Source organism: Corynebacterium faecale, assembly GCF_030408735.1.
Taxonomy (GTDB): domain Bacteria; phylum Actinomycetota; class Actinomycetes; order Mycobacteriales; family Mycobacteriaceae; genus Corynebacterium; species Corynebacterium faecale.
In genome coordinates, this window is the sequence record NZ_CP047204.1 from 894,917 (window position 1) to 920,243 (window position 25,327).

At 59.5% G+C, this 25,327-nt stretch carries 21 protein-coding genes; 14 read left to right on the forward strand and 7 right to left on the reverse strand.

The annotated features are described in order from the left end of the window. Nucleotides 1–51 precede the first annotated feature (51 nt). The 5 genes from CFAEC_RS04140 to CFAEC_RS04160 form a co-directional block, all read right to left on the reverse strand. Nucleotides 52–660 (reverse strand): 50S ribosomal protein L25/general stress protein Ctc, encoded by a 609-nt coding sequence (locus CFAEC_RS04140; protein ID WP_290279097.1) that lies wholly within the window; start codon nt 658–660, stop codon nt 52–54. Nucleotides 661–932: 272 nt separating this feature from the next. After that, nucleotides 933–1,553, reverse strand: a complete 621-nt coding sequence (locus CFAEC_RS04145) for a DNA alkylation repair protein (RefSeq protein ID WP_290279098.1) — start codon at nt 1,551–1,553, stop codon at nt 933–935. Between the two features lie 18 nt (nt 1,554–1,571). After that, nucleotides 1,572–2,549 carry a ribose-phosphate diphosphokinase gene (locus CFAEC_RS04150; RefSeq protein ID WP_290279100.1) on the reverse strand — a complete coding sequence of 326 codons (978 nt, stop codon included), beginning with the start codon at nt 2,547–2,549 and terminating at the stop codon, nt 1,572–1,574. Between the two features lie 11 nt (nt 2,550–2,560). After that, entirely contained in the window at nt 2,561–4,021 is a 1,461-nt protein-coding gene (gene glmU / locus CFAEC_RS04155) for a bifunctional UDP-N-acetylglucosamine diphosphorylase/glucosamine-1-phosphate N-acetyltransferase GlmU (protein ID WP_290279102.1), read from the reverse strand. Nucleotides 4,022–4,127: 106 nt separating this feature from the next. Then, a complete protein-coding gene (locus tag CFAEC_RS04160) occupies nt 4,128–5,408 on the reverse strand; it encodes an MFS transporter (protein ID WP_435384257.1) in 1,281 nt (426 codons plus the stop codon). Between the two features lie 126 nt (nt 5,409–5,534). On the opposite strand from CFAEC_RS04160, the gene CFAEC_RS04165 reads away from it, so the two are divergent. The 6 genes from CFAEC_RS04165 (at nt 5,535) to CFAEC_RS04190 (ending at nt 11,731) form a co-directional block, all read left to right on the forward strand. Further along, nucleotides 5,535–7,061, forward strand: coding sequence for a multicopper oxidase family protein (locus CFAEC_RS04165; protein WP_290279104.1), 1,527 nt, complete (start codon nt 5,535–5,537; stop codon nt 7,059–7,061). A 131-nt stretch (nt 7,062–7,192) separates the two neighbouring features. Next, nucleotides 7,193–8,137, forward strand: coding sequence for an ABC transporter ATP-binding protein (locus CFAEC_RS04170; RefSeq protein WP_290279106.1), 945 nt, complete (start codon nt 7,193–7,195; stop codon nt 8,135–8,137). A gap of 27 nt (nt 8,138–8,164) precedes the next feature. Then, nucleotides 8,165–8,995, forward strand: coding sequence for an ABC transporter permease (locus CFAEC_RS04175; protein ID WP_290279109.1), 831 nt, complete (start codon nt 8,165–8,167; stop codon nt 8,993–8,995). Nucleotides 8,996–9,007: 12 nt separating this feature from the next. After that, nucleotides 9,008–10,207, forward strand: a complete 1,200-nt coding sequence (locus CFAEC_RS04180; RefSeq protein WP_290279111.1) for a sensor histidine kinase — start codon at nt 9,008–9,010, stop codon at nt 10,205–10,207. After that, nucleotides 10,207–10,830, forward strand: a complete 624-nt coding sequence (locus CFAEC_RS04185; RefSeq protein WP_290279113.1) for a response regulator transcription factor — start codon at nt 10,207–10,209, stop codon at nt 10,828–10,830. The genes CFAEC_RS04180 and CFAEC_RS04185 overlap by 1 nt, the downstream gene beginning before the upstream one ends. Nucleotides 10,831–10,840: 10 nt before the next feature. Beyond that, a complete protein-coding gene (locus CFAEC_RS04190) occupies nt 10,841–11,731 on the forward strand; it encodes a hypothetical protein (RefSeq protein ID WP_290279114.1) in 891 nt (296 codons plus the stop codon). A 63-nt stretch (nt 11,732–11,794) separates the two neighbouring features. Here CFAEC_RS04190 and CFAEC_RS04195 read toward each other — a convergent pair whose 3' ends face one another. After that, complete coding sequence (locus CFAEC_RS04195) at nt 11,795–11,929, reverse strand: hypothetical protein (protein ID WP_290279115.1); 135 nt, start codon at nt 11,927–11,929, stop codon at nt 11,795–11,797. Nucleotides 11,930–12,122: 193 nt separating this feature from the next. Between CFAEC_RS04195 and CFAEC_RS04200 the strand changes: the two genes are divergently transcribed. From CFAEC_RS04200 to CFAEC_RS04210, 3 genes are all read left to right on the forward strand, one after another. After that, the gene (locus tag CFAEC_RS04200) at nt 12,123–13,310 is read left to right on the forward strand and encodes a YihY/virulence factor BrkB family protein (protein WP_290279117.1); all 1,188 of its coding nucleotides are present in this window, start codon (nt 12,123–12,125) and stop codon (nt 13,308–13,310) included. Between the two features lie 109 nt (nt 13,311–13,419). Beyond that, nucleotides 13,420–14,328 (forward strand): IS982 family transposase, encoded by a 909-nt coding sequence (locus CFAEC_RS04205; RefSeq protein WP_290279119.1) that lies wholly within the window; start codon nt 13,420–13,422, stop codon nt 14,326–14,328. A 99-nt stretch (nt 14,329–14,427) separates the two neighbouring features. Next, complete coding sequence (locus tag CFAEC_RS04210; protein ID WP_290279121.1) at nt 14,428–16,140, forward strand: SWIM zinc finger family protein; 1,713 nt, start codon at nt 14,428–14,430, stop codon at nt 16,138–16,140. 13 nt (nt 16,141–16,153) lie between these two features. On the opposite strand, the gene ggt is transcribed toward CFAEC_RS04210, so the two are convergent. Then, nucleotides 16,154–17,980, reverse strand: a complete 1,827-nt coding sequence (ggt, locus tag CFAEC_RS04215; RefSeq protein ID WP_435384258.1) for a gamma-glutamyltransferase — start codon at nt 17,978–17,980, stop codon at nt 16,154–16,156. Nucleotides 17,981–18,309: 329 nt separating this feature from the next. Between ggt and CFAEC_RS04220 the strand changes: the two genes are divergently transcribed. The 5 genes from CFAEC_RS04220 to CFAEC_RS04240 all read left to right on the forward strand — a co-directional run bounded on the left by CFAEC_RS04220 (nt 18,310) and on the right by CFAEC_RS04240 (nt 25,023). Beyond that, entirely contained in the window at nt 18,310–18,591 is a 282-nt protein-coding gene (locus tag CFAEC_RS04220; protein ID WP_290279125.1) for a hypothetical protein, read from the forward strand. 137 nt (nt 18,592–18,728) lie between these two features. Next, entirely contained in the window at nt 18,729–19,406 is a 678-nt protein-coding gene (locus CFAEC_RS04225; RefSeq protein ID WP_290279127.1) for a hypothetical protein, read from the forward strand. Nucleotides 19,407–19,585: 179 nt separating this feature from the next. Continuing rightward, a complete protein-coding gene (locus CFAEC_RS04230) occupies nt 19,586–20,263 on the forward strand; it encodes a TetR/AcrR family transcriptional regulator (protein ID WP_290279128.1) in 678 nt (225 codons plus the stop codon). 5 nt (nt 20,264–20,268) lie between these two features. Next, nucleotides 20,269–23,913: a transcription-repair coupling factor gene (gene mfd / locus CFAEC_RS04235; protein WP_290279799.1), complete on the forward strand. Its 3,645-nt coding sequence runs from the start codon at nt 20,269–20,271 to the stop codon at nt 23,911–23,913. A 30-nt stretch (nt 23,914–23,943) separates the two neighbouring features. Next, nucleotides 23,944–25,023, forward strand: coding sequence for a DUF8606 domain-containing protein (locus CFAEC_RS04240; protein ID WP_290279130.1), 1,080 nt, complete (start codon nt 23,944–23,946; stop codon nt 25,021–25,023). Nucleotides 25,024–25,327 lie beyond the last annotated feature (304 nt).

Consider the following 25,327-nt stretch of genomic DNA (forward strand, 5'->3'; position numbering starts at 1 on the left):
CCGCTGATGTGATCGTGCACTATCACATCAGCGGCCCCGCTTGGGGAGTGCTTAAGCCTCGGAAGGAGCCTCAGCCTCGTCCTCGCCGTCCTCAGCTGGAGCTTCCTCAACAGCTGGGAGAACGATGTTGACGATGAGCACGTCAGCCTCGTCGATCAGGACCTGATCGTCGGCAAGCTTGATGTCGCCGGCGGTGATCTGCGCGCCGAGCTCAAGGCCCTCGACGGAGACAGTGATCTCTTCAGGGATGTTCAGGGCGTCGGCCTCGATGAGGATGGTGTCGGCATCCTGGACAACCATGGTGTTCGGTGCAGGCTGGCCTTCGATGATGACTGGGACCTCGACCTCAACCTTCTCGCCACGGGTGATGGCGAGCAGGTCCAGGTGGTCGATGTTGAAGGTCAGAACGTTCTGATCGATGTGCTTGATCATGACGAGCTGCTTCTCACCTTCGATGTCCAGCTCCATGACGGCGTTGACGCCGTTGCGACGGACCAGGCCGGCGAAAGCGCGGTGGTCGACGGTGACGTGGAGGTTGTTCTCCAGTGCTGCGCCGTAGACGACGGCAGGGACCAGGCCGGCGACGCGGGCGCGACGTGCGGAACCCTTGCCGAACTCGGTGCGGTTGGCAGCCTCAATGGTCTCAAACTTGTTAGCCATGTGTTTCTCCTTGAATGGGTTGATTCGGATAAACTCGGCCGCGAAAACAATAAAGCCCACGACCGACTCGAATGTCTTGGTCGAGTCTTCGCAGGCATCAGGCTCTCTGGTGGAGGTCACCGCGGTGAAGCGGCAACATGGAGCCTGTGGAAGTCTAGATCGCGTCGATAACGGCTGATCTCCGGAGAATTATCCACGGTGACCGGCCCTCGCCGAGACTTGAAAAGGGTAGCACGGTGGCAAACCGTGGAACAAACCATAAGGGGATGGTGTCAGAGATTCTTCAGGGCTTCCCGCCTGCTCAGTGGTGAGAGCTCTGTGCTGTCCACATGGGCCCGAACCCAGGAGGGGTTGTGACGGGCCAGATCCCGCAATGCCCATCCGATGGCCTTGTTGATGAAGAATTCCTCGGACCCCAGGTTTTGCTGAATGATCCAATTGAGCAGCTCAAGGTCAGTCCGGTGCCCCAGGCCCAACTGGTGGATGATGGCCACCCGCCGAACCCAGAAATCCTCATTCACGGCCCATCTTCGCATGGTTGACGCATCTGAACCAGCTCCGATTGGTTTTGCCAGTGCATCCACGGTGTCCCACCAGGGCTTGATCCTGATGAGAGAGTGGGCGAGTTCCGGGTCAGTGATTCCCACACCCCGGATGTGATCACAGGCTACGTACTGCAGTTCGCGTTCCTCAGCCTGGAAACAATCGGTGATGAATGATTGATCCAGATTCTTCATGGTCCGGAGTGCAGGTTTTGTGGCCTCGCGTCGCACCGGTGTACTGATTCCCAGGAAAGGGAACTGACCCCGCATATACGCCCTCATCTGGGCGGCACGTGCGGGGTCAGCCAGTGGATCAAGGGCCTGTCGGACGTGGATGAATGCCTCCGACATGGTTGAAGCTCCCGGGGTTTAGGCGTCGCCCTCGAAGAGGGTGGTGACAGAACCGTTCTCGAAGATCTCGTTGATGGTGCGTGCCAGCAGCGGGGCGATCGGAAGGACGGTCAGATTGCTCCAGCCCTCGGTGGACTGGGGGAGGGTGTCGGTGGTGATGACTTCCTCAGCACCGCAGCTGGAGAGACGCTCACGTGCAGGATCAGAGAACACACCGTGGGTGCAGGCGATGACCACGGAGTGGGCACCAGCCTCTTTCAGTACGCCGACGGCACCGGCGATGGTGCCACCGGTGTCGATCATGTCATCGAGCAGGACACAATCCTTGCCCGCGACGTCACCGACGACACGGTTGGCCACGATCTCATTGGCCACCTCGGCGGAACGGGTCTTGTGCACGAATGCCATGGGCGCGTCGCCCAGGGTATTGGCCCACTTCTCGGCGACCTTCACGCGTCCCGCATCCGGGGAGACCACGACGATGTTGGACAGGTCGTACTTGTCCTTGATGTAGTCGGTGAGGATCGGCATGGCATGCATGTGGTCAACGGGGCCGTCAAAGAAGCCCTGAATCTGGTCGGTGTGCAGGTCCACGGAGACAATCCGGTCAGCGCCGGCGGTCTGGAGCAGGTCAGCGATCAGACGTGCTGAGATAGGCTCGCGGCCACGGTGCTTCTTGTCCTGACGCGCATAGGGGTAGAACGGCAGAATGGCGGTGATGCGCTTCGCGGAACCACGCTTGAGGGCGTCGATCATCAACAGCTGTTCCATCAGCCACTTGTTCAGGGGCTGGGTGTGAGACTGGAGGACGAAGCAGTCGGAGCCACGGACGGACTCCTCGAAACGCACATAGATCTCACCATTCGCGAAGTCGCGGGCGGTCATGGGGGTGACCTCCACACCGAGATCAGCAGCGACGGCCTCGGCCAGCTCCGGGTGCGCGCGACCCGAGAAGAGCATGAGGTTTTTATTGTTTTCTTTCCAGTGAGCAGTCATGGTGAGTCTGCTTAGCCTTCCTGGTTAGGGACAGAGTTCTGTGCTGCCTCAGCGGCATCCGCTGCTGCAGTACCCGGGCGCTTCTTCTGCACCCAGCCTTCGATGTTGCGCTGACGACCACCAGAGACCGCGAGGGCGCCCGGAGGAACATCATCCTTGATCACTGTACCGGCACCGGAATACGCGCCGTCACCCACTGTCACCGGAGCGATGAACATGGTGTCGGATCCGGTGCGGACATGGCTGCCGATGGTGGTGTGGTGCTTGTTCACGCCGTCGTAATTAACGAAGACAGAAGAGGCGCCGATATTGGTGTTCTCACCGATGGTGGCATCACCCACATAGGTCAGATGTGGAACCTTGGATCCGCGTCCGATGGTGGCCTTCTTGGTTTCCACGAATCCACCGAGCTTGCCCTCCGCCCCGAGTGAGGTGCCTGGACGGATGAAGGTGAATGGGCCGACAGTGGCATCATCACCGATCTCCGAGTCGGAACCGTGGGTGCGGATAACCGACGCACCCGACCCGATGATCATGTTTTCCAGGGTGGTGTCCGGGCCGATCTCGGCGCCATCCCCCACGGAGGTGGATCCGAGCAGCTGTGTGCCGGGACGGATCACCACGTCACGGCCGATGGTGACGTCCACGTCGATCCAGGTGGAGGCCGGATCGACCACGGTGGCGCCACCGCGCATGGCGGCCTCAACGGTGCGACGGTTGAGTTCCGCACCGGCCTCGGCCAGCTGAACGCGGTCGTTCACGCCGGCGAGTTCACGGGCATCACCGGCGATATGGGCGCGAACCGGGTGGCCTTCACTGCGGGCGATACCCAGGACATCGGTCAGGTACAGCTCGCCCTGTGCGTTGTCAGACCGGAGCTGGGACAGTGCAGACCTCAAGATGGTGGCGTCGAAGGCGAACACACCGGAGTTGACCTCGGTGATGGAGCGCTCCTCAGCAGAGGCGTCCTTCTGTTCGACGATGGCGATGACCTCGCCATCCTGGTTGCGGACGATACGGCCATAACCGGTGGGGTCATCCAGGTTCATGGTGAGCACGGTGACCGCGGTCGGTGCCGCGGTGTGGGCCTCCAGCAGAGCACCGAGGGTGTCAGAGGTCAGCAGAGGGACATCACCATTGGTGACGATGACGGTCCCGTCAAAACCTTCCAGCTGGTCCATGGCGCACTGCACGGCGTGACCGGTGCCGTTCTGTTCCTCCTGCAGAGCAATGCGGACCTCCCGATCCAATATGCCTGCAACCTTGTCCACAGCTGGGCCGACCTGATCACGGCGGTGACCGATGACGGCGACGATGTGCTCGGGAGTCAGACCCGCAGCGGCATGGAGACTGTGGGAGATGAGGCTGCGGCCTCCGATGCTGTGCAATGTCTTTTGAAGATCTGACTTCATTCGGGTTCCAGCACCCGCTGCCAGTACAACAACTGCGCTGGAGGAATCGCTCGCGCTCAAGATGACCTCAAATTCTTAATTAGCCGGGGGCACATGTACGCATGACAGCATATCGTTCAAAGCCCGGACAAGGTGCTTTAACGGGGTGGTGAAACGGTTCACGGTCTCACTTTCCTGCAGAAACCTCCTGGAGGGTGCGGGAGAACACCACGCCGATCAGGCCCACCGTGGCAAGAAACAGCAATGCCCACTGGGTGCCCAGTGACGCGATACCACCGGAGATCGCCCCCACCGCCAGCAGAATCACACCCATGATCGTGTTGGCATCAGCCACATAACGGGTCCGTTGATCCCCTTCAGCCATGTCCACCACATAGGTCTTTCGCGCGACACGGATGGCGGTGTGTGCCAGATTCACCAGGAAAAACCCGGCGGGGAAGGCGATCACATTCACCGCATCCGGTGCCCACCGCGCGCTGGCCACCAGGGCGAAGAGCACCAGTGAACCCAGGAGCGCACCACCTGCCATGACATCCCGGGAGGAGCGGTCGGACCAGACACCTGAGATCCGTCCACCCACCACGGAGGCCAGACCGGAGGCGATAATGAAGAATCCGAGTGCTCCGATGCTCTGACCGGATTCCGCGGCAAGCGTGACGATGAACGCCGTCGACAGCGCCGTCACCAGCATCAGTGAACGCACGATGACAAAGTTCCGGAAGTTCTTGTCATGAATCATCAGTTCGACACCGCTGGCCCACCAGCGGTGTCTTCCCGGGGTCGCCTCACGAGCCCCCTCACCTGACTCCTTAACCACCGGCTCCAGAATCCCCGCGAAAATGAAGGAGGCGATCAGCCAGGAAAATGAGCTGGCGATGACTGTCGCAGCCAGCACCCAGGAGGGCGAGCTCTCATCGAGGAAGAAGGTGATGGCCAGGCCGGTAACCAAACCGATGGCGCCGCCGATGGCGGTTGCCCGCCCATTGATCAGACCGCGCCGGCCCTTGGTGATGGTTTTACCCTGAACATCCTTTGAGGAGATCGAACAGAAGGCACGGAACAGAGCCAGAATCCCCAACAGCACCACCACCGCGATGCCAAGGGCCCACCCCCGGAGGAAGAGTGCGGCCAGTCCGATACCCAGTGCAGCGAGGAACTGTCCTATCGAACCGATGATCCACACCCGGCTGCGTGATGCCTGCCGCAGCACCCATGGGGTGATGGCTGCCTGGGGGAGCATCGAACCGGATTCCCGGATGGGTACCAGCAGCGCGATGAGGAACCCCGGGGCGCCACCGGCATGGATCAACCAGGGCAGGACGGTCTTCGCAGCCACGATCTGATCGCCCACATTCTGCAGGCCATTGGACCAGATGAAGCGTTTCGCATTGTGCTCCTCCAGGTCTTCTTCCGACATGTCTGCTGGGTTGGGGCGGTCTGTGCGCATGGCGTCATTGTAAGTGGTATTGCTCGCATTCCCACCGCAACCACCACAAACCATTGGTGGGCGGCACCTCAAAACCGTAGACTATTTTCAGTGTAAATCCCGTAGAAAATCAGGAGTGGTGGGCGCATGCAGCTGCCAAAGGTTGACCGTCGGATGTTCTTCAAGGGCACAGGAGTGGTGGTGGCATCCCTCGCCGCCTCCCGGTTCCTGGCGGCCTGCTCCACTGATTCCATTCCGCGCGGTTATGGCGGTGAACCCCGCCCACTCCCGATTCCACCATTGGCAGAGGGGGAACGGGACGGAAATAGGATTACCTACCGGCTCAACGCCCAGGCGGGACAGAGTCAGATTCTCCCCGATGTGGCCACCAGCACCTGGGGCTTCAACGGCGCGCACCTGGGCCCCACCCTCACCGCGCGACAAGGCGATGAGGTCACTGTGGAGATCACCAATCAGCTGGATGAGATGACCACCATCCACTGGCACGGTATGAAACTGCCAGGCCAAGCCGATGGTGGGCCACATTCTCCCATTGAACCGGGGGAGACCTGGTCACCCAGCTGGACGGTGACCAACACCGCCGCCACACTCTGGTACCACCCACACCCGCACGGACTCACCGGGTTGCACGCCTACCGTGGCCTGGCAGGGGCCTTCGTCATTGAGGATGAGGTCTCTGATTCCCTCGATATCCCCACAGACTACGGGGTGGATGACATCCCCCTGGTGCTCATGGATCACCGCTTCCACGAGGACGGTTCCCTGGATGAGGAGGATCTCCCGGATTTGGGTCTGCTCGGTGATACCCCCACCGTCAATGGCATCACCAATGCCCATTTTGATGCCACGACGCGCCGGGTGAGGTTCCGTGTGCTTGATGGTTCCAACATGCGGTTTTTCAACCTGCAGTTCTCCGATGACCGCCCCTTCCAGGTGATTGCCAGTGATTCAGGGTTTCTCGCCGAGCCACGCGAGGTGACCAGCCTGATCATCGGCCCCGGTGAACGATGGGAGATCCTGGTTGATCTGGAACCAGGCGAGGACATCACCCTCCGGTCGGGGGCGTTCCCCGAGAACTTTGGAGTCCCTGATGATGAGTACACCCCGGATTTCGGCTTCGCGGATTCCTTCGACCTGCTCACCATCGCCGGCCCCGCTGAAGACGCAGCACAGGCCCCCGCCATCCCCGGGGTGCTGGACCCGGCAGCCCGCCAGGAACCCGATCTCATCGACGCCCCTGAGCGGACCTTCATCCTCAACACTTTTTCCATCAATGACCAGATGATGGATATGCAGCGGGTGGATGTGGTCATTGATCACGAGGGGCCGGAGATTTGGGAGGTCACCAATGACAACTCGGACTGGCCACATAACTTCCACATCCACAACGCGCGTTTCCGGGTGCTCTCATTGGTAGGCACCGACGTGGAAGTTCCCACCGAGGGGTGGAAGGATACGGTCAGCCTGCCCCCGGGAGCTACCACCCGCCTGGCTGTGGAATTCGGATACTATCCCGATCCGGCCTGGCCCTACATGTATCACTGTCACATGCTCTACCACGAGGACCAGGGAATGATGGGCCAGTTCATCATTGTGGAGCCCGGCGGCCAGCCGGCGGAACAATTAGGACACGGTGAGTCCCACGCCCATTAGCACCACGTGGGGTGAAAGGGGCGTCGATAAGCACACATGACATTTGTCATGCCAGATGCGTGACACCATGAACCGGCACTCCTGACATATGGCTCTACCTGCATAGACGCTGTGGGGGAAGAATCAGTGTCATGACAAGCACACTGAACCCGCAGAAACTGGACACCGTCATCGAGGTGTCTGATCTCACCCGCACCTACGGCACCGGTGACAAGACCTATGACGCAGTGAAAAGCTCCACCTTCCATGTGCGGCGGGGGGAGGTGTTCGGTCTCCTTGGAACCAATGGGGCGGGTAAGACCTCCACCCTGGAGGTGCTGGAAGGACTTGTTGCGCCCACCAGCGGTGAGGTCCGCATCAACGGGCTGGATCCGCTGCACGACCGCGCGACGCTGCGCCCAGAACTCGGCATCATGCTGCAGTCCGGTGGCCTGCCGTCCCAGCTGACCGTGCAGGAGACCATGGAGATGTGGCACGGCACGTGCTCCCACCCACGCGAAATCAACGACGTGCTTGTCGACGTCTCCCTCACCCACCGCACGGACGTCAAGGTCGGCTCGTTATCAGGTGGCGAACAACGTCGCCTGGATCTGGCCTGCGCCCTGCTCGGCGATCCTTCGATCCTGTTCCTGGACGAGCCGACCACCGGCCTGGACCCGGAATCACGCCGGCAGACCTGGGAGCTGCTGCGCACCTTGAAAGACCGCGGTGTCACCATGATCCTGACCACCCATTACCTGGAGGAGGCGGAATTCCTCGCTGATCGGCTCGCCATCATGCATGCCGGTGAGATCGCGGTGGAGGGCACACTCCGGGAACTGATCGCGCAGGTGAGCTCAGAGATCAGGTTCACCATCTCAAGCTCCATTCCGGAGCTACCCAACCTCAACGGAGCGCGGGTTGCCCATGAATCCGACCGGGTGATCATCTCCACCCGTCAGCTGCAGGCCCACACCCTGGAACTGCTGCAGTGGGCGGATACCCACGGGGTGCAGCTCACCGGTTTCGCCGCCCGCCCGGCAACGCTGGAATCAGTGTTCATGGACATCGCTGGACCCGTCACCGCCTCGAATTAACCCCACCTGCAACCAAGGAGAACACCCGTGAGTACCGCAACCCCGATGATGAGACCTGGCGCCCGCACCACCCGCAGCACCTCCGCATCCCGATTAAAAGCACTGGGCACCGCTGAATGGATGCAGTTCCGCCGCAATAAAACCCTGCTGTTCATGGCCACCATCTTTCCCCTCGGCATCCCACTGGTGCTCTTCAGCATCGGTGGCCGCGGCGCGATAGAAGCCGCCAACACCTTCGATATCTTCGTGCTGTACACGCTGCTGTTCGTGCAGTTCTACACGGTGTTGTCCATGGTGACCACCCGCCGCGATGAACGTGTGCTCAAACGGCTGCGCACCGGTGAAGCCAGGGACTGGGAGATCCTGGGCGCGATCTGCATCCCGGGCGCCCTGTTGACCATTGCCTTCTCCATCGCCATCATTCCCATCCTGATGCTGATGGGAGCACCCGCCCCGGTCAACCTGATCCCGCTTGTGCTCGCTGTTGTCCTCGGACTGATCCTGGTTAGTGCGCTCGCGTTTGTCACCAGTGCGTTCACCCGTAATGCCGAAGCCGCCCAGTTGACCTCACTGCCGGTGTTCACCATCGCCATGGCGGGACTCGGCACGCTCCGTCCTGTTTTCGGTGATGGCATTTTCGCAGACATCATCAGCTACACCCCCTTCGCACTGATCAGTGACCTGGCCCAGTTTGGCTGGGCGGGCAACACCTTCCCAGACGCTATGGCCGATGTTGCACCTCTAGATTTCACCGGTGTGCTGGGAGCCTCTGTGCAACCACTGCTGATCGTGGTGGTCTGGGTTGTGCTGGCGGTGCTGGCCATGATGAAGACGATGCGCTGGGATACCCACCGCTAATATGAGGTTCTAATGACTGACACCATTTCGGCCAGACTGGACAACCTCATTACCCCGCTGCACCGGTGGCGGGGTCTTGGTGGTGTGGGGAAGTACGCCCTGTACACCAGGGTGTCCCTGCAGCTCATCCCCGTGTCGGTGGCGCTGGGTTATCTGGTGGCTGTGATCAATGCTGTGCCAACAATGGACATTGCACCATGGCGGATGGTGGTGGGTAGTGGCTATATCCTGCTTCTCCTCGCCTTCGCCATCGGGGTTTTTGAACTCCACCCGGATCTGAACACCCGTGAACGCCGCCCGGTGGGTCCAGTTTTCCGCCTGGGGTTAATTTTCACCCTGCTGGGATTTGCGGGTTCCCTGGCACTTCAACATCCCGCATTCCAACCGGTTGAGCGGCAGGCTGCGGCCATCGTCTCAGTCCTGTCCCTGTTTGTCTTGTGCTTTGTATATGTTCCATGGTTGAGATACCGCTGGATCATCATCATCGGATTGACCGCAACGGCGGGGTTCCTCATGGGGGCGACCATCCCGGACTCCTACTGGTGGTGGATCATGCCACCTCTGATGACCGTGACCGTGCGCATGTCCATCTGGACCGTCAATGTGATGAAAGAGGTGGAACGTTCCCGTGAACTCGAGGCCTCCCTGCGGGTCACAGAGGAACGTCTGCGTTTCGCACAGGAACTCCACGACACCCTGGGACAACACCTGGCCGCGATGTCCCTGAAATCCGAACTGGCCCTCGCACTGGCCAAACGCGGTGATGACCGCCTCGAGGGTGAACTCCGTGACCTGCAGAAACTCACCCGCGTGTCCATGTCCCAGATGCGTGAGGTGGTGCAGGGTTACCGCTCCATCAACCTGGCCACCGAGGTGGAAGGCGCAAAAAGCCTGCTTAACGACGCCCGCATCACCCTCCGCATACACGGCGCGGTTGATCAGGTTCCAGCGCCCCAACGTGAACTGGCAGCATGGCTGGTGCGCGAGGCGACCACCAATGTGCTGCGACACTCTGACGCAACCCATGTTGATCTTGATCTGTCCGCATCCGAGGTGCGTATGACCAATGACGGGGTGACCACCGCTATGGGAAGGCTCTCCGGACTGGATGCCCTGAGACAACGAGCGCAGGCCGCCGGTGTATCGCTCCGGGTCGCCTGCGAGGGGGGCCAGTTCACCGTCCGATTAATCCCAGAAGGAGACGCTGTCTGATGATCACCATCGCCATTGCTGATGATGAGGCCCTGGTGGCCAGTTCGCTTGCCACCCTGCTGGGCCTGGAGGAGGATCTTCAGGTGGCAGCGGTGTGCGGTTCCGGTGAGGACATGCTGGCCTGGTGGCGAAAGAGACTCACCCAGGGTGAGATGCGTGCTGATGTGTGCGTGCTCGATCTCCAACTCGGTGGTATCGATGGCATTGACACCGCCATTCAACTGCGTGAGCTGACACCGGATCTCCCGGTCCTGATCGTCACCAGCCATGCGCGGCCCCGCCAACTCAAGCGTGCGCTCGCCAATGGCATTCTGGGTTTCCTGCCCAAGACCTCCACTGCAGAAGACTTCGCCGGGGCTATCCGGAATGTTTATACAGGTCGCCGGTATATCGATCCGGAGTTGGCTGCGCTGACCATCAGTGCTGGCGAATCCCCGCTCACCGAACGCGAGGAGGAAGTACTGGAGCTGGCCGGTAGAGGATGGAGCGTGGAAGAGATCGCGGCTGCGGTTTATCTGGCACCGGGCACCACCCGGAACTACCTGTCACAGGCCATGGGCAAGGTCGGTGCCCAGAACCGTTTCGAAGCCTTCACCCGCGCCCGTGAGCTGGGATGGCTATAGCCTGATACTTGTGGATCTAGAGACGTGGCATCTTAAACACCCTGAACGTGGAATCATCGAGGCACACATCGGGCCAGCAGTGTTGCTCAGCGAGATTGATCCCGGGTTTCCGGTTGATGAATCTGAGAGTGCGCCCGCACCTGTGGATTCTGATGAACAGGCTTCCACAGCGGATGAGAAACTCAAAGAATATGTGCTGGACGATATTAAACGGCATGTCCTGGTCCTGGTAGATGGTCAACCGGTGGCGCGGTTGAAAACCCTCAAGAATGCGCGGGTATCTCTGGCCCCGGAAAATACTGACAAACTTCAAAACGGCAAGTTCACTGAACCGATCCCGGTGCTACAAGGGCCGTTGTTGAAATTGGAGAGCAATGCGGTTGATTCCTGGGTGCGCACCATTGTGTACAAGGAGCAGGGCAGCCCGGGTGTTGATCTCGACCCGCCGACGGGATCGCAGGCGGCCCGACGTTTCGCTGCGATGGCGGCCTCCCCATGGAAAAGGGTTATCTACCCGCTTGCGGGAGGGCTCAGCAAAGGTGGGTGGGCCCTGGGAGTACTCATTGTAGGGCCGTTTGTGGTGAGGTTTATCAGTCAAATTATCACCTGGATTGTTGAGCGACTCCCGGACTTTGAGATCCCGTGGCCCAATTGGTCAATTCCCTGGCCAGATATCACTATCCCGTGGCCGGAGTGGAATCTGCCTCGCCTTGATCTTCCTACGATAGATATCCCGCCGTGGCTTGAATTTCTCCTGGAGTATTCCAAGGTGTGGGTGCCGATGATCATCGGGTTGTTCATCGGCATGATTGCGGTGAGGCGATACCGAAAATCGCGTGAACTTAAAAAGAAATGGCAGCGTGAGTCTGAAGCGGGGGATGAACAACGGACCCCCTCGTGACGGAGAGGGGCCATCGCTAACGCGACAACCGCAGTGGTAGTGCCACGCTCATGTACCGGGGGTTTAGAAGGACAGGAGTCCCAATAGGGTGGTGATGACAACAGCCGGTAGGTAGGTTTCGCGGGGGAGTCCGGTTGAGAGGGCCCAGTTGGTGGCCCACATGTCGAACCAGATATTGGCGGCGGCGACGGGATCCATGATGCTCCTTAGGGGTGGCGACGGCAGATTACCGTTAGTGATTGATGTCACATTTTCTAGTGTTAATATTATCTGCACCAGGGCTGTTTTGCCCTCAAAGGTAGATACTTTTAGCAGCTTGTGCCCAATCTGTGACCATTCATGGAGCATTGATCCAGTGCTGCATGCGGGTGACCTATGGGAGGATTAGGTCGTGGTACAGCCCAGCGAATATCTGAACGCAACACTGATAGCAGCGGACACCGACACCTCGGGCCGCGAAATCAATGTGGATAAACTCCGCCCGCTTTCCTCCGCGGGGTGGCGCCTGGCGATCAAACGCGTGGCGTGGGAGTTCTACACCGAGCGTCTCTGGGATCTGGGTGCACTGCTGACCTATTTCTCTGTGCTGTCGTTGGCTCCCGCCCTGTTGGTGTCCTATTCGCTGATCACCCTGATTCTGGCCAGTGGGCCCCTGGAGGTGTTGGACCGGACACGGAGTGTGATTGACCAGTATATTGCGGAGGAGCAACGCGATATCGTCCTCAGCGTGGTGGATGCCGTCGCGGGATCAGCATCCGCCGGCAGGGTCGGTCTGATCGTGGGCATCGTGGTGGCATTGTGGACCTCATCCGCGTACGTTCGGGCCTTCTCCCGGTGTGCCAACACGGTCTACGGACGCGCCGAGGGCAGATTCCTGCTGAAGCACTGGTTGATGATGGTCCTGATGAACCTGTCCCTGCTCTTAGGTGCCGTGCTCATCCTGGTGTCCCTGGTGATCAATGAAACCATCGTCATGCGTCTGGTGGGCCCCCTCGCCGAACCACTCCGGCTGACAGACGTGTTGACCTACCTCACCGACACCTTCATCCCGGTGTGGAACTGGGTGAAATGGCCCGTGATTTTGGTGGTGCTCATGGTGCTGGTGGCCATGTTGTACCACATTGCTCCCAACGTGAAACCCAGCCGTTTCAAATGGCTCAGTGCCGGATCCATCTTCGCCATCCTGGGGATCCTGTTCGCCGGTTGGTGCCTGAGTATCTACTTTGATCGTTTCGCTTCCTTCAACACCTACGGTGCCGTCGGGTCAGTCATGGCGTTGTTCGTGGGCATGTGGATCTTGAACATCGTGCTCATCGTCGGGCTCAAAATCGATGCCGAGGTCAGTCGCGCCCGCCAACTGCAGGCAGGACTCCCCGCGGAGGAGAACAACCTGGTGCCGCCGAGATCCATCACCGCAGCTCTTCGAAACAAGCAGAATTATGAAAAAACCGTGGAGCAGGCCCGCCAGTTCCGTCTCAAACATGTAGCCGAGAATCTGGCAGAGGACAATGAGCCAGAGGAATCTGATGAATCTGCCCGTCAAGGGGCTCATCGGGTGGTGTGGGCCAGCGAAGAGTAAAGGCTTGAGCAATCCGAGGGGATACCAGGAAATTCTAGATGATTGAGTCCAAGGGGTCCCCGGTGCGTGGCTACCGCTAAAAAGGGCGAGAGTGCCCATGATTGAATTTGTGGAAAACAACATAGACACTCTCGCAACAGCACTCTATACCACCTGCGATGACTACCTCAACGCCCATCCCGAACTCCTCCCGCCACGCCCGAAGATCGGGATCCAACCACGGATCACCGATGCTGAAATCATCACCCTGGCCGTGATGGAATCCCTTCAGGGATACACCTCCCAACGCCACTTCATCCGCCACGCCAGAAAACTCTTCACCAGCACATTTCCCTACATCCCCCAACAATCCGGTTACAACAAACGACTCCGGAAACTCACCACCGTGATACAGCACGTGATGACACACCTGGCCACCTCGACTGGCCTGCTCGATGATGATGTCTGGGTCGTGGACTCCACTCCGGTTGAATGCGGCCGGTCCCGGGAAACCGTGAAACGATCCGACCTGGCCGGCTACGCCGAGTACGGTTACTGTGCCTCGCATTCCCGGTTTTTCTGGGGATGCCGACTCCACCTGATTAGTACTTTGCATGGGCTGCCGGTTGGCTACGCACTCACTGGTGCCAAAGCCGATGAACGCGCCACACTGCTGGCGATACTGCAGACAGTTCCGGTGATTATGCCGACCGGGCAGGTCATCATGGCGGATAAGGGCTATAACGGTGCCTGGCTGGAAGACGAGCTGACAACTGGTGGTGTCGAGTTGCTTCGCCCGGCCAGGAAAGGGGAAAAACCCAGGCCAGGAAAACAATTCCTGAAACCATTGCGGCAGACTATCGAGTCGGTGTTCAACACGATGAAAAGCCAGCTCCATCTTGAACAACACGGCAGCCGCACTCCCGGTGGGTTGGTCTGCCAGGTCGTTAAACGCCTGCTGGCATTAACCGCAGCGATCTGGCATAACCACGCCACCGGCCAACCTGCCCTGCGATCACTGATCGCCTATGACCACTAAACCCCCAGCACACCCTTGGACTCAATCATCTAGAAAACTATTACTCCAGTTGTCGTGGGGTTTTTCTAACCACGTGGCTATTCGCGCTACGCTGATTCCATGAATTCAGCGCCGACAGCGATCACCCTTGCCCTGAGCCCTGAGATGCTCGAGGAATGGGCTGGATCAGAGGTCTTTGACCGTGGGGAACGGTTAGTGGATGCGGTGACCATCACTGCAGAAGGCGATACCCAGGTTGATGGATCGGTTCAGGGCACCAGCCGGTATCAGGTGAGTTTTCGCCTGAGGGGTGGGGAGGTGGAGGCGCATTGTTCGTGTCCGCATTCTTCGCGTGGTTTCTTCTGCAAGCATCAGGTGGCCTTCGGACTGGTCATCATTGCACATGGCCAGGTTCCGGGGGAGTTGTCTTTTGATGATGCCGCCTTCGAGAACGCACCTGGGATGCTGCCCGTAGATCCGGAAACCCCCACCACCACTAGCAGTGCCTTGGACCCCGTGGATGACTTCCTCGCTGGCGTGGACCGTGAGGGCCTGCTGGAGTTGATCAGGGCGGCGCGGGTAACGTTTCCCGAGTTTGAAATGGCCCTTCAGCATTTGGCTGTTCCTGAATTCAGCGAGGAGCTGGAGGAGAAAGACGTTGAAACCTACATCAAGGACCTGATCACTGATGCTTGCCGGGTGGGGTCCTTCGTTGATTATTACCGAGCGGGGGAGGTTGCCGGTCAGCTGGAGGAAGTGCTGGAAGAAATTAATTCTCTAGCGCTCGCAGGACATCAGAAGGTGCTGGTGAAGCAGTCCAGGAGGTTTGTGGACCGGATCTCCAAAATCCTGGAACGGGCTGATGATTCTAACGGCTCCATCGGTGTGGTGCTTGATCACGCCGTCGCCCTCCATGCGTTCATCTGCGTGAGCGGGGAGGCAGATCCCAATAAAGTGGTGGACTGGATCCTCAAGGTTCAGCTGCAGGGACCTGGCTGGCCAGACATTGATATTCAGGACTTCTGGCCGATCTTAACCGATCGTGCCAAGGCGAAATACCGCCGTGGGTTGGAAGCCGCCCGAGAGACCGCCAGGCAAGAAAATCCCCATCACTATTCCTGGAATATGGCCTCATTCCACCTGGTTCAGTTCGCTGATGCTGATGGGGATGTTGATCTGGCGGTTCAAGTTCTGACTGAGGAGGGCAATTTCAAACAAGCCTTTTATCGCCTGGTCCACGCTGATCGTGTGGAAGAAGCCGATGTCCTCTTCGAGGCAATGCTTAAGCAGTGGACTGGTATGCCAGGTCACCGCCTGGCTGCTGCGGAGATTGTGGACAAACTACTTGTGGACGGTCGGGCGGAGGAAGCAGAGACCTTCATCCGGCGGGAACTGCAGGAACACCAGTCCCTCGGCAACTATCAGCTGATGGCCAGCGTGGGGGAGCACACCGGTCAGGATCTCCGACCACAGGCACGGGGCTTGGTCACCAATGTATTCGTCCTACAGGAGGTGCTTGTCCAGGAAGGCGAGACAGAGGCCTTGTGGGATCTGATTCAGACCAGAAACTCCCTGGGGGTTCAAGAGACGGTGATTAAGTACTTCGAGGACAATGATGTGGACAAGGCCCTGGAACTGCTCATTGATCTGGGCACCACCACCGCTGCTGGCCCTGCGAATAAAGGCACCTACAAGATGGCAGCCAACTACTTTGCCAGGGCCAAAAAACTTGAACCCAGATCACCTGAACTTGCGCAGGCCCTGGCAGAAGTCCGGGTAGTTCATTACCGTCGCACGAATATGCTGAAGATCTTTGACCAGTCCGGACTGTGAATCTTAAGGCATTTTATCCGCCGAGAACTATGCCCTCTCGTCGGGGATCAGCTCCTCCCACGATCGCCTGTCCGGTTCCGTGAACCAGGGCGGATAGTCCACTGGATTGCTCGGTCGGGTTGACTTCGTGGCCGAGTTCCTCAAGGGCCTCCACCAACTCTGATTCGTTTTCTGCCATGAGTGGGTGCTCGATGCCGATGCCGGTGGCAGGTTGATTCATGGCACCGAAGTTGGGGGCGGAGACAGCCTGTTGGGGGTCCATGCCCCAGTCGATGATGTTGACCAGGGTTTTCACCACGTACTGGATGATGAGTGCGCCGCCGGGGGAACCGAGGACCATCTCCAGTTCGCCTATCTCACCATTCCCGCCGGCGCTGAAAACCAGCATGGGGGACATGGAGGAGCGGGGACGTTTGGCTGATTCGACACGGTTGGCAATGGGCTCACCGTTCTCATCCTCCGGTTCGGGGGAGAAATCGGTCAGCTGGTTGTTGAGCAGGAAGCCCCGGGTGAAGTGGAAGGATCCGAAAGCGGCTTCGATGCTGGTGGTCAGGGAGGCGGCATTGCCATAGGAATCCATGATGGAGATATGGCTGGTTCCACTTTCAGGTGCCGGTGCTCCGACCGCCGCGGCGGTTAGTCCCGGCTCGGCGGTGCCCATGGAGGTGGTGGCGTCGATAAGCTCCGCGCGCTGGCGTGCGTAGTCAGGGCTGACCAGCTCGGGCACACCACCGCCGGGGACATCCACGAAGGCCGGATCGCCGATATAGGCGTTGCGGTCGGCGTATGCCAGGCGCTCAGCTTCGGCGATGAGGTGGATGGCCTCAACATCGGGCAGGCCACCGTCGAGTCCGACCTCGGAGGGCGCGTACTGTGCGAGGTCAAAATTATTGAGGATGCCCAGGGTCTCCAGGACGGTCACACCTCCGGAGGAAGACGGTGGCATGCCGCAGACCATGCGGTCGCGGTAGGGGGCGCAGAGCGCGTCGTGCACCACGGGGGAGTAGGCGGCCAGGTCAGCGGTGGTCATGAGCGACGGGGTGAAACCTTCCACGTCGCGGGTGGCGCGCTCCACCACATCGGAGGCAATCTCCCCGGTGTAGAACGCATCGGGTCCACCCTCCGCGATGAGACGGAGTGTTTCCGCGTAGTCGGGGTTCTGCAACCAGGTGCCGGCGACTTTCGCATCACCATCTTCGTCAAGGAAATAGGCGGCGGCCTCCGGATCCTTTGAGAGGTCCTCCGCGGAGTTGGCGATGGATGCGGACATGCGTGGGCTGATCTCAAAGCCATCATTGGCCAGCGTCTGGGCCTCATCCAACAGCGCTGCCCAGTCGGTGGTGCCCTGGGTGTCATGGAGTAGCCCCAGCGCTGCCACGATTCCGGGAACACCGATGGAGCGTCCGGAGCGGCGGGCATCGGGGACGGGCGCGGAGTCATCCTCGGCTGATACCTGGATCAGGTAGTTCTCATCGGCGGCGACAGGGGCTGTTTCGCGGCCATCAATAGCGGTGACGTTCCCGGTTTCCGCATCGTAGTAGAGAATATAGCCACCGCCTCCGATGCCGGAGGACTGTGGTTCGGTCAATCCGAGTACGAACTGGGCGGTGACCAGGGCATCAGCCGCGGTGCCGCCTTCGCGGAGGACTTCACACGCCGCTCGGGACGCATGGGGGTTCGCGGTGGACACCGCATAATCACTGGTGGTCACCGGTTTCATGCCGGAGCGGTAACCGGTGGAAATCTCCGGTGCAACGGAGATGTCTTCGCCTGAGTGGGTGCCGTCCGTCTCCTCTCCCGTTCCGTTCGCGTCTGAGAGCTCACAAGGTTCTGCGGGCATGGCAGCGTCCGATCCTGTGTCAGCGGCGTTTGAGATATCGGCCTCCGATGTTTCCGTAGTTGCGCATGCTGCGAGTGTTACCGCCAGGGCCGCTATCGAAAGCGTGGCAACTGCGGTCCGTTTTGTGTTCTGAATCACATCCATTAATTGAGATTAGCAGCGTTTGCGCTGGTCGGGTAGGGGGTCTTTTTGGCGAGCGCCTGCCGGCGAGTGGCGAACGGCAAGGGTGGTCCCGCTGGACTTTTAACTTGAAGTGAACTAAAGTTAACAGCAGGTAAACAAAAGGGGTTGTAAATATTAACTCCCCTGGTTCTTGAAAGGAACAAACAGTGAGGAACATCAACGACAAGATCACCCGGATTGAACGCAGCCACGATAACCTGTGGAGCATCCGGGAGGATCTCCACATGAAATTCGATAGCCTGGTCAAACCGCACCTTGTCGACGGTGTACTCGACGCCGCCGCTGCCGGCCACGAAGGAAATATCGGTCGCTTCCGCAAGATCTTCATTGAGAAGGATGCAACCTTCCAGCTCGAGGCCATGGCCGGAGTCAATCCGGACTTCGCCGTCCCCGGTGCCTGGGCAGCGCGCGGTTTCGCCGCCGCTTAACCCCCGCGTCAAGTCTCACTCATCCCCTCATGCATCCACATGCATGAGGGGATGATGTGCGTCAAGAGCATCCTGAGCAGCTATTTATTGGATAGACTGACCCTCATAAACATCGTTGTCTCTCATAGGGGTTGGCAGTGCAGTCACGTCTAGTTTCCCGTCCCAACCGGTTCACCCATCGCGCCATCGCATCAGCGGTGCTGGCCGCCACACTGGTGTTGGGTGCCTGTTCATCCACAGAAGGTTCAGGCGACACCGCGATCACCGAGGAGTACGCCGACCTCAACGGCGCCACCACCAGTTCCGGGCAGCAGTACCTGGATGTGAACCTTGAGGATGACCACGTATTCACCGCATTGAGTGAGGATGAGGCGGTGGATTTCCTCCGCACCGGAACAGGGGTCATCTACTTCGGGTTCCCTGAATGTCCCTGGTGTCGTGCCGCCATGCCTGTGATGGATGAGGCGGCCAAGAACGTTGACCTGGAGCAGATCCAGTACCTCAATGTCCTGGATATCCGTGATACCCGCAGTCTCTCAGAGGACGGAACCGTGGTCATCGAGGAGCCGGGCACCGATGCCCATGCCGATATCCTCGCCGAACTCGGTGATTTTGCCCCAGAATACGAGGGACTGGATGACCCCACCCAGCGCAGGATCTATGTCCCGCTGGTGGTGGCGGTGAAGGATGGGGAGGCGATCGACAGCCACGTGTCCACAGTGGCGTCCCATGCTGATCCCTTTGAGCCGATGACCGATGAGCAGCATGCTGAACTGGTCGGTATCTATGAAGATCTGTTCACTCAGGCTCAGTAAAGCAGAAGCTTCCCCACCAGGACTCGAACCTAGAATGACGGTACCAAAAACCGTAGTGTTGCCATTACACCATGGGGAAAGTGCGTAACCATGAAGGTTTGACCGCAACGCTAGAGTTTACACAATTATTCTGAACTTCCAATTATCGGGGTGGCCTGGGCTGGGATAGTCTGGACTTTATGGTTCGACAGCGGATGACCGGCAAGGAACGCCGGGAGCAGTTAATTTCCATTGGGCGTGAAGTGTTTGCAGAACGTGGTTTCGATGGCGCCAGCGTGGAGGAGATTGCAGCCCGGGCGAAGGTGTCCAAGCCGGTGGTGTACGAGCACTTCGGAGGCAAGGAAGGCCTCTATGCGGTGGTGGTGGACCGGGAGATGGTGAAGCTGGAAGCCATGATCACCCGGTCACTGCTGCATGGTCGTTCCCGCTACCGCATCGAACAGGCGGTGCTGGCACTGCTGACCTATGTGGAGGATGAGACCGATGGTTTCCTCATCCTGGTCCGCGATATGAACCCGGGGCAGGGCAGGACCTTTGGCACGCTGCTCAATGATGCCACCACCCAGGTGTCGCATATCCTGGGCCGGGCGTTCGCACGTTCGGGGCTCAATCCTGATTACGCCACGCTCTACGGCCAGGCTCTGGTGGGCATGGTCTCCATGACCGCGCAGTGGTGGTTGGATGAGCGGACCCCCAGCAAGGAGGAGGTTGCCGCGCATATTGTCAACCTCTGCTGGAATGGACTGGCCGGCATGGAGGCCGATCCGACACTGACCCCGGAGAGCAGCACAGTGGGGGCGATTCTGGGGCAGGAAAAAACAGATACTGATGACACCGTGAAGGAGATCCAAGCGTGACACCTATGCTTTCAGGCCTGCTCAAGATCGCAGCGACCGACCCGAAGCTCAAGGGCATGATCTCGAATGTGGGGGAGAGTAACCTCCACCTGACGGGTGTGGATCAGGCCCGCCCATGGGTGATCGGCGCGCTCGCACATCATGCCCCGGTACTGGTGGTCACGGCCACCGGCCGTGAGGCGGAGGATCTCACCGCGGAGTTGCGCGCGATGATGGGCGATAAGGTCGCCTGGTTCCCCTCCTGGGAGACGCTCCCACATGAGCGTTTGTCCCCCGGCGTGGATATTGTGGGCCGGCGTGCGCAGGTGCTGAATAAGCTTGACGACGCCAAGATAGTCGTCACCGCCGCCCGAGCTTTTTGCCAACCCGTCCTTCAGGAAGCAGAGGGGAGGGCTCCCCTGGTGTTGTCTGAAGGGTCGGAGTTCGATTTCTCCTCACTGTCCGCTGAGCTGGTTTTCCGTGCCTATAAAAACGTGGACATGGTGGCCAAGCGTGGGGAATTCGCCACCCGTGGTGGCATCCTCGATGTTTTCCCCACCACCCTGGATTACCCCGTGCGCGTGGAGTTCTGGGGCGATGAGGTCTCCGATATCCGTCAGTTCTCCGTGGCTGATCAGCGCACCATCCCGGAGATGGCACTGGATCACATCGAGATCTTCCCGGCACGTGAGCTGCTCATCACCGATGCGGTGGCCAAACGCGCTGAGGAACTCATGGTCAAACACCCCGGCAACCCCACCCTGGTGGAGATGCTGTCCAAGATCTCCGATGGCACGGATGCAGATGGCATGGAGGCCCTCATCCCAGCACTGGTGGATACCCCGATGGTGCCGCTGCTGGATCTGATGCCGGAGAACACCCACATCATGGTGATCGCCCCGGAGAAGGTGCGCACCCGCATCGCGGATCTGGAAGCCACCGACGCGGAGTTCCTGGCCGCCGGTTGGGAGGCCGCCGCGATGGGTGCCGATGGTCCCATCGCCACCAAGGGGCTTGATCTCGAGGCGTCGTCGTACCGGAGTTATGAATCGCTGGAGATGTCGGCGTCGCAAAGCAAGCTTGCGTGGTGGACCTTCGCGCCGACCGGCATGTTTGAGGCCTCTGATGCCAACACGCTGCCGCTTGACTTTGAGCCCGGCCCAGCCCCCCGCGGTGATCTGGACGCCATCAATGAAATGATGGCTCTGCTGCTCGCGCACACCACCGCAGGTGGGCGTGCGGCTTTCATCGCGCCGACCCAGGGTGCGATCAAGCGCATGGTGGAGCGTTTCGCCGAGCAGGGGATTCCGACCCATGTGGCCACACCCGGTTGGGAGCCCAGCCCCGGGCAGGTCACGTTGTACCACGCCCTCAGTCACGCCGGCCTGGTGTTTCCCAAGGTGCGTAAACACCGCGACGCACAGGCGCTGCCGTTGGTGGTGATCACTGAAACTGACCTCACCGGTAACCGTGTCGGTGATATCGCCGGTGCCAAGAGGCGACCTGCCCGGCGCCGTAACAAGGTTGATCCGCTTGCACTGACCCCTGGTGATCTGGTGGTGCATGAAACCCACGGTATCGGCCGTTTCCTCAAGATGACCGAGCGCACCATCTCCTCAGGTGATGAGACCTCGCGCCGGGAGTACATCGTCCTGGAATATGCACCGGCCAAGCGTGGTCAGCCCGGCGATCAGCTGTATGTACCGATGGATTCCCTGGACATGCTCAGCCGCTATGTGGGTGGTGAGAAGCCGACGCTGTCCAAGATGGGTGGTTCCGACTGGAAGAACACCAAGAAGAAAGCTCGCGCCGCCGTCCGGGAGATCGCCGGTGAGCTTGTGGAACTCTATGCCAAACGGCAGGCGGCACCGGGTCATGCCTTCGCCCCGGACTCCCCGTGGCAAAAAGAGATGGAGGATAACTTCCCCTACGTGGAGACCGAGGACCAGATGCTGGCCATCGACGCGGTCAAGGAGGACATGGAAAAGGCCGTGCCCATGGACCGCGTGATCGTGGGCGATGTGGGCTATGGCAAGACCGAGGTCGCGGTACGCGCCGCATTCAAGGCAGTGCAGGATGGCAGGCAGGTCGCGGTGCTGGTGCCCACCACACTGCTGGCTCAGCAGCACCAATCCACCTTCGAGGAGCGGATGGCTGGGTTCCCGATCACCATCCATGGGTTGTCCCGGTTCACCTCCACCGCGGAGTCAAAGGAGACCCTTGCTGGACTCGCGTCAGGTGAGGTGGACATTGTGATCGGCACCCACCGACTGCTGCAAACCGGTGTGCACTGGAAGAACCTGGGCCTGGTCATCGTGGATGAGGAACAGCGTTTCGGTGTGGAACACAAAGAACACATCAAGGCCCTGCGCAGCCATGTTGATGTTTTGACCATGTCCGCCACCCCGATCCCACGCACCCTGGAGATGTCCATGGCCGGTATCCGTGAGATGACCACCATGCTCACCCCACCAGAGGACCGCCACCCGATCCTGACCTATGTGGGCCCTGCGGAGGATAAGCAGATCGCTGCATCCATCCGTCGTGAGCTGTTGCGTGATGGCCAGGTGTTCTTCATTCACAACAAGGTTGCTGATATTGAGAAGAAGGCTCGTGAACTGCGTGATCTGGTTCCAGAAGCCCGCGTTGTGGTGGCACACGGCCAGATGAGCGAGGACCTGCTTGAGCAGACCGTGCAGGGATTCTGGGACCGCGAATATGACGTATTGGTGTGCACCACCATCGTGGAAACCGGCCTGGACATCCCCAATGCCAACACCCTGATCGTGGAGAACGCCCACCACATGGGCCTGTCCCAGCTGCACCAGCTGCGCGGACGTGTGGGTCGTTCCCGCGAACGCGGTTATGCCTACTTCCTCTACCCGAAGGGTGCCACCCTCACCGAGACCAGTTATGACCGCCTGGCCACCATCGCCCAGAACAATGACCTGGGTGCCGGCATGGCCGTGGCCATGAAGGACCTGGAGATGCGTGGTGCCGGCAATGTGCTCGGCGCTGAACAGTCCGGACATATCGCCGGGGTGGGCTTTGACCTCTATGTCCGTCTCGTGGGCGAGGCCGTGGAAGCCTACCGCGCCCTGGCGGACGGCAAGCCTGTCGACGGCACCGTCAAGGGCCCCACTGAAATCCGTGTCGACCTGCCCGTGGATGCTCACATCCCGGAGAACTACATCAACGCCGAGCGCCTGCGTCTGGAGATCTACCGCAAGCTGGCCACCTCTGAATCAGAGTCTGACCTGCAGTTGGCCGTGGAGGAGATGGAAGACCGATACGGGCCTATCCCGGAGGAAGTGTCACGTCTGCTGGCGGTGGCACGCCTGCGTCATCAGATGCGTGCCGCCGACCTCACCGACGTGGCCGTCCAGGGCACCCGCATCAAAATCCACCCTGTGGATCTGAAGGACTCCCAGCAGGTGCGGCTCAAGCGTCTGTTCCCCGGAGCCACCTACCGGGCGGCAGCCAAGGCGATCCAGGTGTCCTTCCCCAAGGCCGGTCGCAATGTCACCGATCCGCTGCTGCGTGATGTTGAGCTGCTGCAGTGGGTGGCGGATTTCATCACCAAGATGTTCGACGTGGAGGAGATCGATGTGCGGGGGCCGCGTGCAGGTAAGGCTGTGAAGAAGTCCACGGTGATCTCGGTGGGGCAGTAGGCGCGGGAAAACAATAATAAAGGAGTAGGCATGACACTGGAGATGGGCCTGTGGCGCACCGAGGGCAATAAACTGGTGCGGATCGAGCCCACCCCGGTGGGTCTGGAATCCCAGTTGGAGGACTTCATAGAGTCTGACCCCGATATGTTGGGTAAGAAGTTGCTCATCATCGGCAGGCAGGTCGCAACAGCGCACGGTGGGTTCATTGATCTGCTCGCCCTGGATGACACTGCAGCTGTCCATGTCATCGAACTCAAACGTGACAGGACTCCACGTGATGTCACCGCTCAGACCCTGGATTATGGCTCATGGGTGTCCACCCTGGGGCGTGAGCAGATCAAGACGATGTTTGAGACCTACCGGCCCGGTCATGCTCTGGAAGAGGCCTTTGATACCACCTTCAATGACACCCTGCCGGAGGAAGTCAATGCTGAGCAGGTGTTCACGATTGTTGCCTCGCACATTGATTCGGCGACGGAGCGGATCGTTCGTTTTCTGAATGAGAACTTCAACGTTCCCATCAATGTTGTCTTCTTCCGACATTTTACTGACCATGGTTCTAATTACCTGGCCAGGACCTGGCTAGTTGACCACGAGGGACCAGTTCCATCACCTGGAGCAGGTGGAAAGAAGAAAACCAGGGAAACATGGAACGGCACAGATTGGTATGTGTCCTTCGGAGATGAACCCAATGGCAGGAGCTGGGCTGATGCCCGGACATATGGCTTTATCTCTGCTGGTGGCGGGGAGTGGTACTCGCGGACAGTGAAGAACCTGGTGTCCGGAGCCCGTATTTTTGTCAATATCCCCAAGGCTGGATACGTAGGGGTGGGCACAGTGACCGGACCTGCCGAAGTTTTTGATCGTATGCAGATCAGCATCAATGGCGTGGATCAGTTATTAAAGGATCAGCCGCTTCAGGGCAACTACCATCACGGAGCTAGTGAGGGTCTTGCAGAGTGGGTCGTTCCGGTCGAATGGATTCATACAGTCCCACGGGAATCAGCTTTTTGGAAACGTGGCATGTTTGCCAACCAGAACTCAGTGACCAGGCTCCGCCAGCAGTTCACCATTGAACAGGTGAGCAAGGAATTTAATCTTGATTCCTGACTGGAGCAGAATGCAGCTAATTCAGATCCACCGGGATACTCGGCATCGAGAATCTTTTTGAGACCTCTGGAGAGGTTAAAGATCTGCTCTGCGGAGTCATCAAAAATCTTCCGTGCATAGGCGAATTTTTGCTCAGAACTCCATTCCCGGCGTGCCCGATCCAGTGGCAGATCGGTGTTGAGCTGGCCAGAATAGGAATAGGCATCGGCAGGACCTGCATAAATGACGGTATGAGTGCGGTTGTGGAATGATTCCAACACCACACGCCCGACATCCAGACTGGTGTGAGTGGCCTCGCCGTCGA